Annotated in this window: 16 protein-coding genes; 7 read left to right on the top strand and 9 right to left on the bottom strand. The window is 73.8% G+C overall.

Going from position 1 to position 15,512, the window contains the following annotated elements; all coding sequences use genetic code 11:
• Positions 1-49 precede the first annotated feature (49 nt).
• On the bottom strand, positions 50-649 hold the full coding sequence (locus VR894_RS16690) for a hypothetical protein (RefSeq protein ID WP_324653357.1): 600 nt from the start codon (positions 647-649) through the stop codon (positions 50-52).
• Between VR894_RS16690 and VR894_RS19145 the strand changes: the two genes are divergently transcribed.
• The gene (locus tag VR894_RS19145; protein WP_416380863.1) at positions 648-1,136 is read left to right on the top strand and encodes a helix-turn-helix transcriptional regulator; all 489 of its coding nucleotides are present in this window, start codon (positions 648-650) and stop codon (positions 1,134-1,136) included. The genes VR894_RS16690 and VR894_RS19145 overlap by 2 nt on opposite strands.
• A gap of 357 nt (positions 1,137-1,493) precedes the next feature.
• Positions 1,494-1,979: a TspO/MBR family protein gene (locus VR894_RS16685; RefSeq protein ID WP_324653355.1), complete on the top strand. Its 486-nt coding sequence runs from the start codon at positions 1,494-1,496 to the stop codon at positions 1,977-1,979.
• Here the strand turns inward: VR894_RS16685 and VR894_RS16680 are convergent.
• The 3 genes from VR894_RS16680 to VR894_RS16670 form a co-directional block, all read right to left on the bottom strand.
• Positions 1,976-2,878, bottom strand: coding sequence for a D-hexose-6-phosphate mutarotase (locus VR894_RS16680; protein ID WP_324653354.1), 903 nt, complete (start codon positions 2,876-2,878; stop codon positions 1,976-1,978). The genes VR894_RS16685 and VR894_RS16680 overlap by 4 nt on opposite strands.
• 81 nt (positions 2,879-2,959) lie before the next feature.
• Positions 2,960-3,172 (bottom strand): CDGSH iron-sulfur domain-containing protein, encoded by a 213-nt coding sequence (locus tag VR894_RS16675; RefSeq protein ID WP_324653352.1) that lies wholly within the window; start codon positions 3,170-3,172, stop codon positions 2,960-2,962.
• A gap of 10 nt (positions 3,173-3,182) precedes the next feature.
• On the bottom strand, positions 3,183-4,232 hold the full coding sequence (locus VR894_RS16670; protein WP_416380864.1) for an iron-containing redox enzyme family protein: 1,050 nt from the start codon (positions 4,230-4,232) through the stop codon (positions 3,183-3,185).
• A 356-nt stretch (positions 4,233-4,588) separates the two neighbouring features.
• On the opposite strand from VR894_RS16670, the gene VR894_RS16665 reads away from it, so the two are divergent.
• Positions 4,589-4,966, top strand: a complete 378-nt coding sequence (locus tag VR894_RS16665; protein ID WP_324653349.1) for a transferase — start codon at positions 4,589-4,591, stop codon at positions 4,964-4,966.
• A gap of 54 nt (positions 4,967-5,020) precedes the next feature.
• On the opposite strand, the gene VR894_RS16660 is transcribed toward VR894_RS16665, so the two are convergent.
• The 4 genes from VR894_RS16660 to VR894_RS16645 all read right to left on the bottom strand — a co-directional run bounded on the left by VR894_RS16660 (position 5,021) and on the right by VR894_RS16645 (position 10,120).
• Complete coding sequence (locus VR894_RS16660; protein ID WP_324653348.1) at positions 5,021-5,917, bottom strand: LLM class flavin-dependent oxidoreductase; 897 nt, start codon at positions 5,915-5,917, stop codon at positions 5,021-5,023.
• A 152-nt stretch (positions 5,918-6,069) separates the two neighbouring features.
• Complete coding sequence (locus tag VR894_RS16655) at positions 6,070-8,361, bottom strand: ATP-binding cassette domain-containing protein (protein ID WP_324653346.1); 2,292 nt, start codon at positions 8,359-8,361, stop codon at positions 6,070-6,072.
• Positions 8,358-9,182, bottom strand: a complete 825-nt coding sequence (locus VR894_RS16650) for an ABC transporter permease (protein ID WP_324653345.1) — start codon at positions 9,180-9,182, stop codon at positions 8,358-8,360. Before VR894_RS16650 ends, VR894_RS16655 begins: the two co-directional genes overlap by 4 nt.
• A complete protein-coding gene (locus VR894_RS16645; protein ID WP_324653343.1) occupies positions 9,179-10,120 on the bottom strand; it encodes an ATP-binding cassette domain-containing protein in 942 nt (313 codons plus the stop codon). Before VR894_RS16645 ends, VR894_RS16650 begins: the two co-directional genes overlap by 4 nt.
• A gap of 83 nt (positions 10,121-10,203) precedes the next feature.
• Between VR894_RS16645 and VR894_RS16640 the strand changes: the two genes are divergently transcribed.
• The 4 genes from VR894_RS16640 (at position 10,204) to VR894_RS16625 (ending at position 14,006) form a co-directional block, all read left to right on the top strand.
• Positions 10,204-10,947 carry a TetR/AcrR family transcriptional regulator gene (locus tag VR894_RS16640; RefSeq protein WP_324653341.1) on the top strand — a complete coding sequence of 248 codons (744 nt, stop codon included), beginning with the start codon at positions 10,204-10,206 and terminating at the stop codon, positions 10,945-10,947.
• 256 nt (positions 10,948-11,203) lie between these two features.
• The gene (locus VR894_RS16635; protein ID WP_324653339.1) at positions 11,204-12,847 is read left to right on the top strand and encodes a DNA-3-methyladenine glycosylase 2 family protein; all 1,644 of its coding nucleotides are present in this window, start codon (positions 11,204-11,206) and stop codon (positions 12,845-12,847) included.
• Positions 12,844-13,434 (top strand): methylated-DNA--[protein]-cysteine S-methyltransferase, encoded by a 591-nt coding sequence (locus VR894_RS16630; protein ID WP_324653337.1) that lies wholly within the window; start codon positions 12,844-12,846, stop codon positions 13,432-13,434. Before VR894_RS16635 ends, VR894_RS16630 begins: the two co-directional genes overlap by 4 nt.
• A gap of 80 nt (positions 13,435-13,514) precedes the next feature.
• Entirely contained in the window at positions 13,515-14,006 is a 492-nt protein-coding gene (locus VR894_RS16625) for an FHA domain-containing protein (RefSeq protein WP_324653334.1), read from the top strand.
• 159 nt (positions 14,007-14,165) lie between these two features.
• On the opposite strand, the gene VR894_RS16620 is transcribed toward VR894_RS16625, so the two are convergent.
• The gene (locus VR894_RS16620) at positions 14,166-15,308 is read right to left on the bottom strand and encodes an MFS transporter (RefSeq protein WP_324653333.1); all 1,143 of its coding nucleotides are present in this window, start codon (positions 15,306-15,308) and stop codon (positions 14,166-14,168) included.
• Positions 15,309-15,512: the final 204 nt, after the last annotated feature.

Below are 15,512 nucleotides of genomic sequence, written 5' to 3'. Positions count from 1 at the left end.
GGACCTCCACAGCGACCGCCGGGGACGGCCCCGCCGGGCGCGGGTGCCCTCAGGCGCGCAGGCCCAAGCGGGCCAGCTCGAGCGCGGCGAGGCGACGGGAGGTCTCGGGGTCTCCGGCGCGCCACGCAGCCACCGGGTCGGGCACCTCCGCGCTCAGGCGGGTCACCGGCTGGTTCACGAGAGCGCGCAGGGCGAGCAGGTCACGGCCGCCCGGGCTGTCCGCGAGGTGCCGCGCGATGGTGGCGTGGCGGGCGAACATCACCCGCGCCGCGAGCCAGGGGACGAGCACGAGCAGGCCGAGGACGACCGAGGTCAGGACGCCCAGCGTGACGGCCAGCGAGTCGACGAGCGCGGCGCCCTCGTCCCCTGCCTCCCGCAGCCGCCGGCCGGCGGCAGCGACGTCGAGGAACGGGACACCCAGCCGGTCCCCGACAACGGGCACATCCGACGCCGTCCCCGCGGCCTCGGACATCGACGTGTCGACGTCGCGACCCACCTCGCTCACTCGCCTCAGCGGTGCAGCGACGGCGCCGAGCAGCTCGTGAACCGCCCGGCCGGCCGCGGTGCACAGGGCGAGCCAGCCCAGCGCGAACAGGTCGGCGAGCACCTGGCGAGCTCGCCGGGCCGGGCGGTCCGCGTAGAGGCGCATGCTGCAGTTCTACCCGACGCGGCCTGCGCGCACCGCGCGGCGGAGGTCACCCACAGTCCTGGGGCTACCGGGGCTCCGTCCACAGATGCGGGTCCCGTCGATGCAGGCACCGCCGAGGGTGAGCATCGTCGGACGCATGGAGCGCGACCCGGTCCCCGACAGGTCAGATCCGGTCCCGTTCAGCGATCAGGTGGGCCTGGTGCTGCGTGCGTACCGCCGGGAACGAGGTTTGAGCCAGCGTGCCTTTGCCGAGGAAGTGCGCGTCACGCAGCCGACCGTCGCCCGCCTCGAGCGGTCAGCGGAGATGTGCGCTCGCTCGGCACGATCAGCCGCCTGCTGGCTGCGACCGGTCACACGCTCGGCGTCGTGGACGCGGACGGTGCGCTCGTCACCCGCTGGAGCGTCACGGATCCCCCGGCGCGCGACCGCGCCGGCCGTCGCTTCCCTGCGCACCGGGACGTCAGGCAGGTCCCGCCCGGCGGACTGAGTCCGTTGTGGTGGACACTGCACGAGTTCCTCGGGACCGGCGAGTGCGGCCCGCAACCGACGTGGACCGCGGAGGGCTTCCGGCACCCGGACGGCACGCGGTTCGGTAGGAGGCCGCGCCCCTATCTCCCGGGTGAAGGCCCGCGCTTTCCCTTCCGTTCCCTCGAGGTCCCGCCCCGCGGACTCGGCTCGGGATGGGACTGGAGGGCAGAGGGAGACGTCGCGCGTAGACGTCAGGATGACTCGGCAGACGAGTCAGACTGACGTCTGCCACCAGGAGGTGCCCTGGGGGAGTCGGGCACCGAGGATCGGTCACTCACGCGTGCGCACCGGGCCCGTGACCGCCAGGCTGGACCGCATGCACTGTCCGACACTGCTCAGGACCACCGCCGCTGCCGCGGGCACCGCGGTCGTCGGTGCACTCGCGACCACGCCGGACAGCCTCTGGTACCGGACGCTGCGCAAGCCGAGCTTCCAGCCGCCGGCCGCGGCGTTCCCCCTCGTGTGGACCGCCCTCTACGCCGACATCGCTGTCACCTCGGCGGTCACCCTCGACGCGACCGAGGCCGCCAGCCCCTCCGAGCACGCCGCCTACCGCCGTGCGCTCGCGGTCAACCTCGCGCTCAACGGGGCGTGGAGCTGGCTCTTCTGGCGCAGCAGGCAACCCTGGCTGGCCGCAGCCGAGTGCGCGGTCCTCACCGTGAGCTCCGCGGACCTCGTCCGCCGGACTGCCGGCGCCAACCGCGCCGCCGGGATCGCACTCGCGCCCTACGCCGCGTGGTGCGGTTTCGCGACGGTCCTCTCGACGGCGATCGCGCGCAAGAACCCCGGCCGGTCCCGCTAGCGGGTGACGGTGTAGCGCGCCGTCATCGTGTGGCGCTCACCCGGCGCCAGGACGACGGCGTCATCGAGGGCGTTCGCCGTCTCGACGCAGACCATCGTCGGCCACTCGTCGTCACCGTAGTCCGGCATCGCCGCGGCCTTGTCCACCCACGGGTTCCACACGACGGTGTTCGCCGAGCCCTCCTTCTCGATGCCGATCGCCCGGGAGGCGCCGTCGTCGACGACGACGGCGGTCCCGGCACTGGCGTACACGCGGTCGGTCTCCCAGGCGAAGGTGACGTCACCCTGCTGGGTGACGAGCTCCGGGCCGGCCGAGGCAGCCTTGTCGAGGTACGTCGCCCCGTCCAGGCCCTGGACCGTCGTCGTCCGCACGTCGGAGACGGCGAGGTAGGTGTGCAGCGCCTCCTCGAAGGAGATCTCGGCGCCGCCGGTGTTCTCGACGGCGAGCGCGACCGAGAGCTCCCGTCCGAACGTCACCGTGTAGGTCGCGGTGAACGGGTGCGGCCACTTCGCTGCCGCAGGGACGGCCGCCGCGTCGGCGTCGGTGAGCCGAAGGGTCACGGTCACCACGCCGTCGTCGTCCGCTGCGGAGACCAGCCGCCACGCCGCCAGCCGCGCGAACCCGTGGGCCGGCGGCGCGAGGTCGGGCTCCCGGCCGGGCCCGAACCACGGGAAGCAGATCGGGACGCCACCGCGGATTGCCTGCCCGTCGGCGAACACCGAGGACCCGCTCATCCAGATGACGGGATCGTTCCCCGCTGGGGTCCACGCGGTGACGTGGGCGCCCTGGAGATATACCTCGCCCGTGGCGACGGCGGTCGCCACCCGCACCACGGGCAGCCCGCCCTCCCCTTCGGCGAGCGTGACGGAGTCGGGCAGGTCGGCGGGTGCGGTGCTCATGACCGTGACGCTACCGCCCGACCCACGCGCCGGGCAGCCGTTGCCGCACGTTGCCGACGGACGCCGACCGCTGCCGGCAGGTCAGTCCGTCGGCTCCTCGGTGCAGAAGCCCACGAGCTTGTGGCTGCCGTCGCACAGCGGCTTGATCGTCGAGGCGCCGCACCGGCACAGGGCCTGGGTACGCCGGTGGCGCGGCAACGGCCGCCCGTCGGCGTCCAGGATGGTGACGTCACCGCGCACGATCAGCGGGCCGTTGGGGTAGGCCGTGATGGTCGCGTCCTCGTGCCGCTCCATGGCGTCCTCCTCAGGCCACGACGTCGACGAGCGGGCGGACCAGCGAGGAGGCCCCCGCCTTCCACGACCGCAGGATGTGATCGCCCATCGCGCCGTCGACGGTGAGGCACGCGGCGGCGCCGAACATGACGTCCCGGGTCAGCTCCGGGCGGTCCTCGGCGAGCGCCCCGGCGAGGTCCCGGGCGGCGATCTGCTCGTGGACCGCGTCGGCCTCGACGTGCTCGTCGAAGTAGTAGGTGATCTCCGGCGGGATGCCGTGCCGGCGCATGCCGTCCGCGTAGAGCCGGCACGGGATCGACGCCGTCATCTCGTACGCGGCGAGGTGCCCGACGATCGCCCCGAGGAAGCGTCGGTTGAGGCCGAACATCGACATCAGGTTGAAGGAGGCGAGGGTGATGGCCGGGACGTTGTCGACGTACGTGCCGTACTCGTCGCTCAGCCCCATGCTGCGCAGCGTCGCGGCGAAGATGTGCTGGTGGACCCGCTCGGTCCGGCCGCCGCCGTACTCGTCGGACTGGATCTCCACGAGCGCGGCCTTGGCGCGCCCGGTGAGCCGCGGGATGGCCCACGTGTGCGGGTCGGCCTCGCGCAGCGTGTAGATGCTCCGCTGGACGAGCATCTCGACGATCTGCTCGTAGGTGGCCTTCTTCGCGACGAATTTCGCCAGCGAGGGGCCGCCCGGCTCGGCGGTCAGCGCGAAGAGTGCGTCGGCGACGGCGCCGACGCGCGGCTCGGGGGTTGCCGGCACCTCGACCTGCGCGCGCAGCGCCGCCTCGAAGGCCGCCTCGAGCTGACCGCGCACACGGATGAGCTCGGGGCACCACTCGAGGTCCGGGTCGAGCTCCTCCAGGGTGCCGTAGTGCTGGGCGTAGAGGAGGAAGAGACCGAGCTGGATGTCGTCGTCTCGGACGGCGTCGCTCGCGCGGGCGACGGCCGCCTCGGCGAGGCCGACGAGCACGTCCGGCGACGCCCCGCCCACCAGCACGTCCAGCAGCGCCGCGCTCAGCTCTCCGCGCGCGGAGAAGGGCAGCGCGGCCGAGATGGTGGCGGGTGCCGACATGAGGACGTTCTTCACCGTGGTGCTTCTCCTTCGGGACGTCCCGGGGCCACTCCCGGGAGATCGAGGGTGCCACCGGTGCCGCGACCCTGCATCCCGACGTCGAGAACGAGCAGCGCCCCGGCCTCCCCCGCCAGGCGGGCGGCCTCCGCGACGCCGTCGTCGGGCTGCTGGAGGTCGGCGACGACGGCACGGGCCGCTCCGAGGAGTGGTGCGGCCCGGCGGACGTCGGCGGGCGTGTGCTCGGGGCGTAGGCAAGGTCACACCCGGTGCACCGGCCCTCAGGAATCCGGCACCGTCGTCAGGTGTTGACACAGGTGGATCCGCGACGGGTCCGTTCACGCGATGGGAGGAGCACCGTGCGCCGACGCAAGTACGTCGAGTTCGAGGCCGACGACGGCACCACGCTGCGGTACGTCCAGCACCCCAACGGTGGTGGGCTGGTGGAGCGCACCGCCCACGTGCACCCCAGCGCCTGGGTCTCCCCGACCGCGTACGTCGACCCCGGCGCGCGAGTCGGCGCCTCGGCGCACCTGGACTCCGGTGCCTGGGTCGACCAGGACGCCGTCGTCGCCGGCGGTGCCCGTCTGGGGGCACACACCCACATCGGGCCGCGCGCCGTGATCGGTCGCGGCGCGAAGGTACGTGACGGCGCGACCGTCTCCGCCGAGGCACGCGTCGCCGACTTCGCCGTCGTCGAGCCGGACACCGTCGTGCGGGCGGACCGCGCGGCGTAGGGCGCCCGGCGCGTACCCGCGGTCACCGGCCCGCACGGTGTGCGCGTTCCCGGCTCAGGCCCGCTCGGCGTCGACGAGCTCACGCACGGCCGGCGCGACCTCCTGGCCGAGGACGGCGAGCGCCGCGGGGTCGTCCCCGGTCAGGATGTAGGCGCTGACGCCGTGCTCCAGCGTGATGGCCGCGAGCTGCTCGGCCCACTGGTCGGGCGGGCCGACGAGCAGGCCGGAGCTGCGCTCGGCGGTGAGCTGCCCGCCGAGGTTGAGGAGGCGCCGGACCGCGCGCGGGTCACGCCCGGCAGCGGTCGCAGCCTCGTCGATGACGGCGTTCCCCGCGGAGAGCTGCTCCAGGCCGGTGAGGTAGGCCAGCGACGGGAGCCAGCCGTCGGCCTTGCGGCCGACGAGGCGCAGCATCCGCGGCTTGAGGGCGCCGACCCAGATCCCGATGTCGTGGGCGGGGGCAGGGCCGCGCTTGGCGCCGTCCACGCGGTGGTGCTCGCCCTCGACGACGAGCCGGGAGCGGTCCTCGGCGTCCCAGATCCCTCGGATGACGTCGATCGCCTCGCTCAGCGCCGTCACGCTCTGCCCCGGGGTCAGGCGCGTGCCGCCCATCGCCTCGATCGCGTCCCAGAACCCGCCCGCGCCGATGCCGAGCTCGACGCGGCCGCCGCTGAGCAGGTCGAGGCTCGCGGCGGCGCGGGCGAGCACGGCCGGTGGCCGCAGCGGGAGGTTGGCGACGTTCGCGGCCAGCCGGACACGGGAGGTCCGGGCGGCGACGTAGGAGAGCAGCGTCCACGTGTCGAGGAAGGACGGCTGGTAGGGGTGGTCCTGGAAGGTGGCGAGGTCCAGCCCGGCGGCCTCGGACGCCTGGGTGAGGGCGACGACCCGCTCCGGCGCGGCGTTGGTGGGGGTGAGGAAGGAGCCGAAGAGGAGGTCGTGCCCGTAGTCCGCCATGCCGGTGGAACACGGCTCCGAGCGGGATATTCCGGCCGGGCCGGCCGTGCGACGTCCGCGCGGCCGGGCTCCACTGAGGCCATGCCGTCCTCCCACCGCCGCCGCAACCTGGGGGCGCTCGGCCGCAACCCCGACGTCCAGCTGGCACGACGTCAGCCGGCCAGTCGCTCCCGCAGGTAGCGGCCGGTGTGGGTCTCGGTCCGCAGCAGCTCCGCGACGGTCCCGGTGAACTGGACGCGCCCGCCGTCGTGGCCCCCCTCCGGGCCGAGGTCGATGACGTGGTCGGCCCCGGCGATGACGTCGAGGTCGTGCTCGATGACGACGACCGTGCGCCCGTCGTCCACCATCTCGTGCAGCAGCAACAGCAGGCGGGCGGTGTCCCTGGCGTGGAGCCCGGTCGTCGGCTCGTCGAGGACGATGACGGCGGCGTCCCCGCTGAGCTCACGGGCGAGCCGCAGGCGCTGGCGCTCCCCGCCGGACAGGGTGGTGAGGTGCTGGCCGAGGGTGAGGTAGCCGAGCCCCACCTGCGTCATGCGCGCGAGGACGGCGTGCAGCCGCGCGTCGGCGAAGAACGCCAGCGCGTCCTCGGCGGTCATCTCGAACACGTCCGCGATCGAGCGGCCGTCCACGAGGTGCCGCAGGGCGCCGGGGCGGAACCGGCGGCCCTGGCAGGTCTCGCACCGGGTCATCACCGGGTCGGTGAAGCCCAGCTCGACGAACGCCACACCCGTGCCCTCGCAGTCCCGGCAGCCGCCGTCGGAGTTCGGGGAGAACAGGCCGGCGTGCTGGCCGGTGCGAGCGGCGAAGATCCGGCGCACCTGGTCGAGCATCCCGGTCCACGAGGCCGGCGTGGACCGGCGTGAGCCGCGGATCGGTGACTGGTCGACGAGCACGGCATCCGGGGCGACCAGCGGCAGGTGCCGGTGGACGAGGCTCGACTTGCCCGACCCGGCGACGCCGGTGACGACCGTCAGCACCCCGAGCGGGACGTCGACGCTCACGTCCTGCAGGTTGTGACTCCGTGCGTGCTCGATGCGCAGCGCGCCCGTCGGCCGACGGGGCTCGCGGCGCCCGGGGACGGCCGCGCGCAGCGCGGAACCGGTGAGGGTGTCGGCCTCCCGCAACGCGTCGAACGACCCCTGGAAGAGCAGCCGCCCTCCGTGGGTCCCCGCGCCGGGTCCGATCTCGACGATCTCGTCGGCGATCGCCATGACGGCAGGATCGTGCTCGACGACGATCACCGTGTTGCCCTGGTCACGCAGCTGCTCGAGCATCTGCCCGAGGCGGTGGACATCCCGGGCGTGCAGGCCGGTCGTGGGCTCGTCGAAGACGTAGAGCATGTCGTTGAGGGTGCTGCCGAGGTGCCGAACCATCTTGACCCGCTGCGCCTCACCGCCGGACAGCGTCGCCGTGTCCCGGCCGAGGTGGAGGTACCCGAGGCCGAGGTCGACGAGCCGCTCGAGGCGGACGACGACGTCGGCGACGAGCGGGTCGAGCGGCCCCAGCCGCCAGGTGCGCATGAGCGCGTCGAGCTCACCGACCTGCATGGCGTAGACCTCCGGCAGGCTCACCCCCTCGAGGAGGGCGGTGCGGGCCGCCTCGTTGAGCCGAGTGCCGGCGCACCCCGAGCACGGCCCGGTGGTGACGAGCCGCTCGTAGGCCCGCCTCGCCTCGCCCTTGAGGGACGACGGCTCCTTGGCGAGCTGGATCCGTCGGAAGCGGACGAGCGCCCCCTCGTAGTCCCCGGGCAGCGCGTGCGGGCCGGTGGGCTGAGCCTCGCCCGGCTCGGCGTCGAGCAGCAGGTGGCGTTCCCGCGCGGAGTACTGCTCGACGGGGACGTCGACGTCGAAGAGGCCACTGTCGGCGTACCGGCGCCACGTGATAGTCCCCGGGCGGTAGTCCGGGTGCCGGAAGGGACCCTCCCGCAGCGAGCGGGAGCCGTCGAGGAACTCCGCGACGTCGACCGTCTTCTCCATGCCCAGCCCCTGGCAGCGGGGGCACATCCCGGCCGGGTCGTTGAACGAGAAGGCGTTGGAGTAGCCGACCGTCGGGGTGGCACCGCGGGAGAAGAGCAGCCGCAGCCAGTCGCCGATGTCGGTGATCGTGGCCAGCGTGGACCGCGGCCCGCCGTGCAGCCGCCGCTGGTCGATGACGATCGCGGCCGACAGGTGCTCGATGCGGTCCGCGTCGGGCCGGCCGTAGGACGGCAGGTAGGCCTGCGCGAAGGCGCTGAAGGTGGCGTTGACCTGTCGCTGGGCCTCGGCCGCGATGGTGTCGAAGACGAGCGAGGACTTCCCGGACCCCGAGACACCGACGACGACCACCAGCGACCGCTTGGCCAGGTCGAGGTCGAACCCGCGCAGGTTGTGCTCGCGCACGCCACGCAGACGGATGGTGTCGAGGTCCACGGTTCCCGCGCGGTCGGTGCTGCTGGTGGTGGTCATGCTGTCCTTCCGGTGCGGAAGCTGCGGGCGGCGAGGGGCAGGAACACCGCGGTGAGGACCAGCGGCCACGCGCCGGCCAGGACGGCGGACACGGTGCCCGGGAGCACGGCGTCGGGCCAGGTCGCCGTGCCGAGGAGCTCGCGCACGGTGGTGGCGGTGGTGGACACCGGGTTGAGCTCGGCCACGGTCCCCAGCCAGGCCGGCATGGCGGCCGGGTCGACGAAGACGCTCGAGAGCAGGGCGACGGGCCAGACGAGGACCTGCACGTAGGCCACCGACTCGACCGAGGCGGCGCCGTAGCCGATGTGGACACCGACCCACAGCAGGGCGAACCTCAGCAGCAGGAGGGCGGCGAGCGCGAGAACGGCCCCGGCGGGTGTCGTGTCCGGGCGCCAGCCGATGACCAGCCCGAAGACCACCATGACGCCCAGCCCCACGAGCGAGCTCGCGAGGTCTGCCAGGCACCGTCCCAGCACGATGGCCGCGGAGCTGATCGGGAAGGAGCGGAACCGGTCGTTGATCCCGCGTGAGGCGTCGGCCGCGGCCGCGAGGGTCGTGGTCTCCAGCCCGAACAGCATGGTCACCGTGAGCATCCCGGGCAGGAGGAAGGAGCTGTACCCGGCGCCGCCCGGCGGCTCCAGGGCACCGCCGAACAGCCCGAGGAAGATGAGCGTGACGAACACGGGGAACAGCCACGTGGTGAGCACGACGGGCAGCTGGTGGCGCCACCCGTCGAGGACCCGCCCCGCGAGGATGAGCGCCGAACCGAGCAGCCCGGGGGGCGCCGGCACCGCGCGTGTGGTCGGGGTCGCGAGGGTCATCGCGCGTACTCCTTCGGTTCGGTGAGGGACAGGAAGACCTCGTCGAGCGAGGGCTTGCGCAGGGACAGCTCGGCCGGGGTGACACCGTGCGCGGCCAGTGCCCGCACGCAGGCGGGCAGCACCCCTGGGTCGGCCGCGTCGAGGGTCGTGACCACGCCACCGTCCACCTCGAGGTCCGGGTCGATGACCCGGAGGGCGGGCAGCACCCGCGCCGCCTCCTCCGCGTCGGTGAAACGCACCCGCAGTGCCGCGTGACCGAGCCTGTCCTTGAGCTCGTCCGCGGTGCCCTCGGCCACGACCTCCCCGTGGGCCAGCAGCACGACGTGGTCGGCGAGGGCGTCGGCCTCCTCCAGGTACTGGGTGGTGAGCAGCACGGTGGTGCCCTCGTCCACCAGCTCGCGCAGCGCCTGCCACAGGTCGCGTCGCCCGGCCGGGTCCAGCCCGGTCGTCGGCTCGTCGACGAAGAGCACCTCGGGCCGCACGACGAGGCCGGCGGCGACGTCGAGGCGTCGCCGCATGCCACCGGAGAAGCCCCGCACGGGACGGTCGGCGGCGTCGTCCATCCCGAACCGGACGACCAGCTCCCGCGCCCGAGCGGCCGCGGCGCGTCGGTCCAGCCCGCGCAGCCGCCCGAACAGCACGAGGTTCTGCACGGCCGTGAGCTGGTCGTCGACCGCCGCGCCCTGCCCGACGAGGCCGATCCGCTCACGCACCTGGTGGGCCTGGGCCCGGACGTCGAAGCCCGCCACCGCCGCGTCACCGCGGTCGAAGCGCAGCAGAGTCGACAACCCACGCACCGCCGTCGTCTTGCCGGCCCCGTTGTGGCCCAGCAGCGCGAGCACCCGTCCGGGTCTCACCTCCAGGCTGAGCTCCCGTAGCCCGACCGCGTCCTTGCCAAAGACCTTCCCCACGCCGTGGGCCTCGATCGCAGCGTCCATACCCGCACCCCTCTCGCGTACGCCGTACGGTACACCGTACGACAACGTAGGGTGGCATGGAATATTCCCGGAGGAGGAGAGGCATGGTCGAGCGCACCGGCGGTGGCGACCCGCTGCGCGTCATCCCGCTCCTGTGGCGCCAGGGCGTGAGGACGGGGCGCACCGGACTCACCGTCGACGCCATCGTGGCGAGGGGCATCGAGCTCGCCGACGACATCGGCATCGCGAACCTGTCGATGCGCAAGCTCGCCGACCGGCTCGGCGTCGGGGCCATGACGCTCTACGCCCACCTGCCGGGCAGGGCCGAGCTCATCGAGCTCATGGTCGACAGCGCCCTCGGGGAGGTCGACTACCCCGCCGTGCCCTCCCCCGCCGACTGGCGCGCCGCGCTCACGACCGTCGCGGACGCGAACCGACGCCTCCTCACTCGCCACCGCTGGCTCATCGACGTCGACACCAGCCGCCCGCCGCTCGGGCCGGGGACGATCGCGAAGTACGACGCCGAGCTCCACACCCTCGTCGGCACCGGCCTCGACGACGTCGAGATCGACCAGGCGCTGACCCTCGTGCTCGAGCACGTGCGGTCGAGCACGCGCCAGGTGTTCTCGGCGGCGGCACCAGAGGTCGGCGACGGCGACTGGTGGGACCGGGCGGGTCCCGTCCTCGACGGCGTGCTGGACGCCGCCGCCTACCCGCTGGCGAGCCGCGTCGGGCAGGCAGCCGGCGAGACCTACGGCGCCGCCGCCGACCCGGAACGTGCCTACACGTTCGGGCTCCGGACCATCCTCGACGGGATCGAGGCGCTCATCGCGCGCAAGACGGAGTGAGCCCGCGTCAGCCGCGCGTGTCACACAGGTGGCCCTCGCGGCGGTCAGCAGCCCGGCTGGCCCGCGGCGGGGGACCCTCGTGTCGGGACGTCAGAATGATCCGCCTGGTGAGTCAAGCTGACGTCTCGACACACCACCTCCCCGTCCCCGTCCGGCCGTGGTCGGGGACCAGAAGGGGGCAGCTCGGCACGTCCGATCCACACCCATGTCCGAAAACCGCCAGACGTGGCACGCGCGACGCGCTGTACTGGTGCCCGTGGACACCACCCGGAAACGGAGCGCCCAGGGACCGCGGTGCGAGCTCGGTGACCCGCGGTTCGCGGAGCGCTACCGGGCGATCAGTGCCCGCGACGCGCGGTTCGACGGCCAGTTCTTCACGGCGGTGTCCTCGACCGGCATCTACTGCCGGCCGTCCTGCCCGGCGCGCACTCCCCACCCCTGGAACGTCACGTTCTACCTCACCTCCGCGGCCGCGCACGCGGCGGGATTCCGTGCGTGCCGGCGCTGTCTCCCCGAGGCGGCACCCGGCACCCCGGAGTGGGACGTGCGCCGCGACGCCGCTGGGCGCGCGATGCGGCTGATCTCCGACGGCGTGGTCGACCGTGAGGGGGTCGACGGTCTGTCGGCACGGCTCGGGTACACCACCCGGCACGTGCACCGGCTCCTGGTGACGGAGCTCGGTGCGACTCCGATCGCGCTCGCCCGGGCGCGACGGGCGCAGACCGCGCGAACGCTGCTCGTGGGCAGCGACCTGCCGGTGACGGAGGTCGCGTTCGCCGCGGGCTTCGCGTCGGTACGTCAGTTCAACGACACGGTGCGCGAGGTGTTCGCCGCGACGCCGAGCGACCTCCGGGCACGGTCCCGCGCGGCCCACCCGAGCACGGCGAGCGCCGGCGGCGCCGACGCACGAGGCACCGCCACGCCGGTCCGGCTGGACGTCGACCTGCCGGTGCGGCAGCCGTTCGACGCTGCCGGGGTCCTGCGGTTCCTGGCGGCGCGCGCAGTCGACGGCGTCGAGGTGGCGGAGGTGTCGGACGACGCGACCGGGAGGTACGCCCGCACACTCACGCTGCCGCACGGCCCCGGCGCCGTCGAGGTGGTCGCGACGCGGTCCTCCGGCACCGCCTGGACGCTGCGGGCACGACTCGAGCTCACCTCCGTCGCCGACGTCGCCACGGCCGTCTCGCGCGTGCGGCGGATGCTGGACCTCGACGCGGACCCGGTCGCCGTCGATGCTGCCCTGAGCACGGACCCCGCTCTGGCGGGACCCGTCGAGCACACCCCGGGCATCAGGGTCCCCGGCGCGGTGGACCCCCACGAGCTCGTGGTCCGGGCGCTCGTCGGGCAGCAGATCTCCGTGGCGGCCGCGCGCACCCACCTGGGTCGTCTCACCGCGTCCGCGGGGTCGCCCTGCGTGTCGGCCATCCCCGGCCTCGTCCGCCTGTTCCCCACGCCGGCGCAGATCCTCGAGCGCGTGCCCGATCCGGGACCCGACCGGCCCTCCGACCCCGGGCGGCCGCTGCGGCTCCCGAGGCGGTCCGTCGGTGCGGTCCTCGCGACCGCGCGAGCGCTCACCGACGGTGAGCTCGACGTCCACGTCGGCGTCGCCCCCGAGGCGCTGCACGCCCAGCTCGTGTCCCGCCCCGGGATCGGACCGTGGACGGCGGCGTACATCGCGATGCGGGTCCTCGGGGATCCCGACGCCTGGCTGGTGGGGGACGTCGCCCTGCTCTCCGGGGCGCGAGCCGTCGGCGTGCTGGACGCGGCCGTCCCTGCACCGGCCGGCCACCGCGCCCTGGCCGAACGCGCCGCCCGCTGGGCACCCTGGCGCTCCTACGCCGCAATGCACCTGTGGAAGGCGGCGGCCTCCGTGACCCCGACGACGAAGGCGGTTCGATGAGTCCGACGCACGCGGCGACGACGACCACCCCCGACGGCCCCTTCGCCGTCCTCGTCGACGGCGGCAGCGTCCTGGCGTCGGGGTGGACCGAGGAGGTCGCCCTGCTGGTGGCTCTCGTGCACCCCTCGCTCCGCCCGGCTCCCGACGACGTCGTCACCGACGGTGCGGCGCACCGGGCGGCGACCGGCCCGGTGCTGGCCGCCGTCGCGGCCTACTACGACGGCGATCTCGCGGCTCCCGGCACGGTACCGGTGCGGCAGCGGTCAGGTGACTTCCGACAGCACGCCTGGAGCGTCCTGCGCACCGTGGGCGCAGGCGAACGCATCAGCTACGCCGAGTACGCGCGGCGCGCCGACCGACCGGCAGCGATTCGCGCGGCCGCTGCGGCGTGCGCCGCCAACGCCACGGCCCTGTTCGTCCCGTGCCACCGCGTCCTGCGCTCCGACGGCAGCCTCGGCGGCTTCCGCTACGGGCTGGACATCAAGCAGCGGCTGCTCGAGAGGGAGCGACCGACCTCGGCCCGAGGCTCCGACGAGCGCACGACCATTGGCCATGCGCGTGCACACGTTTACCATGGACGTGGTTAGGACCATAGCCAGCGGCGGAGACCCGCCGTGAGCGAGGCGCCTCGCCTCGCTCGGTGTTCCGGTGCCCCCGGAGGTCCGAGATGCATGCTCCCGTCTTCAGCCCGCGAGCGCCGGTCGTCCCGCCCCGTACGGTCGCGGACGTCGACCGGCGCGATGACCGTGTCCCTGACCCGCGGGCGACGTCGCCCCTCACCGGCAGCCCACCGCCCGGCATCCGGCCCGTGCGCACGACCGTGGATCCGCGGCTGCCCGACCCCGCCGTCGTGGCGGCTCTCCCACCGGGGCACGCCCTGCTGGTGGTGCAGCGCGGCCCGCGGGCGGGTGAGGAGCTGACCCTCGACACCGACCCCGCCCTGGTGGGCCGCCACGTCGACGCAGACATCTGCCTGGACCACGTCACCGTCTCGCGTCGACACAGCGAGTTCCTGCCCTACGAGGGTGGACACATGGTCCGCGACGTCGGCTCACTCAACGGCACCTACGTCAACGGGGTGCGGGTCGACGCCACCATCCTGCGCGCGGGCGACGAGGTGCAGATCGGCAAGTACCGGCTGACGTACCACTGCGCCTGACAGCGCCGGCAGCCGCTGCTCACGCGGTCCTGCTGAGCGCGCCGGCGAACCAGTCGACGGTCCGGCCCAACCCGTCCTCTCCCTGCCCGGCTCCGTCACGTCCTCTCCTCTCGCCGTCCTGAGGATGGTGGGGACGGCAGACGTGCGCACGCCGAGTGCTCAGCCGGCGCGGGGTACCGGCCGCAGGGCGAGCGGCAGCGTCAGCAGGGAGATCGCCCCGCCGACGAGCATGGCAGTGCCGAAGGACGTGCCCGCGGCGATCATCCCGACGAGGACGGCTCCCAGCCCGGTGCCGGCGTCGAAGCCGATGTTCCACACCGCGCTCGCCGGGCCGTAGTGCGGACGGCTGACGGCTTGGAACGCGACGACCAGGGTGAGGTTCTGCAGGCCGCCGTAGCTGGTGCCGACGAGCGACGCCCCGACGAGAAGTGCGACGACGTCGGTGGCCTGCGGGTCGCGGACCGCCCAGGCGACCACGGCCATTCCCACGGCGGTGACGACGACGAGCGGCCAGATGAAGCGGTGCGCCCCCAGCCGGTCGGACAGTGCACCGACCCGCCACCGGGACAGCGCGGCAGTCACGGTCATGAGCAGCAGGGCGAGGGTGCTCAGGGCCGAGCTGCTGCTCATCTGGGCCATGAAGGTGATGAGCGCGCCGCCGGCCAGGGTGACGGCCAGGAGCAGGGCCATCGGCCGGAGCAGCCGGGCGTAGGGGGCCCTCCCCTGCGCCTCCGGGACGTGGTCGAGCATCCGCGCGAGCGCGATCGCGGGGACGGCGCCCACGGCGGGCAGCACCCCGACCGCGAAGATGACCCCGAAGCCGAACCGGTCGACGATCCACGGCCCGGCCGAGACGAACAGCACCTGCGGCCCGGCGATCGCCAGGCCGTAGACACCGATCGCCTTGCCGCGCTGAAGCGGGTCCACGAGCTCGGCGACGAGCGCACTGCCGGTGACGGTGACGACCCCGAAGCCCAGGCCGCGCAGTGCGGAGAGCGCGAGGATCGGGGTGAGACCGTCACTGAGGGCGAATGCCCCGGCGGGCAGTCCGAGCAGCAGCATGCCCGCCACCAGCACCGGGGCCCACCCGAAACGGCGCAACGCGCCGGGGACCACCAGCTGCGTGAGCACGGTGAACAGCATGAGGACGCCGTTGACGAGACCGGACCCGACGGAGTCGGCGCCCCCGTGGACGGCCCACAGGGGCGCGACCGGCAGCAAGGCGGCGTACCCGGCGAAGCCGAGAACGGTCATCGCGACGAGCAGCGGCATACCCGGGGCGCGGAGGACCGAGCCGTTCACAGCGCACCGCGGGGCGAGCACACGCTGACGAGAAGGACCGACATGGTCCGCAGGCTAGCCCGCGCACCCGACGACCCGCCCGGCACAGACCTCATCCGGTGTCGTCGGCCCGTGTCGCCGCCTCCCTCACGGTCTCCGTCCGCACGGTGGAGTGACATGTCTACCGCGCTGGTCAGCAGCTCGGCAGCTCGCACCGCCACGACT

The organism is Georgenia sp. H159 (assembly GCF_035607575.1).
Lineage (GTDB): Bacteria > Actinomycetota > Actinomycetes > Actinomycetales > Actinomycetaceae > Oceanitalea.
Note: the sequence above shows the minus strand (reverse complement) of the source record. Positions and strands in the feature narration are given on the sequence as shown.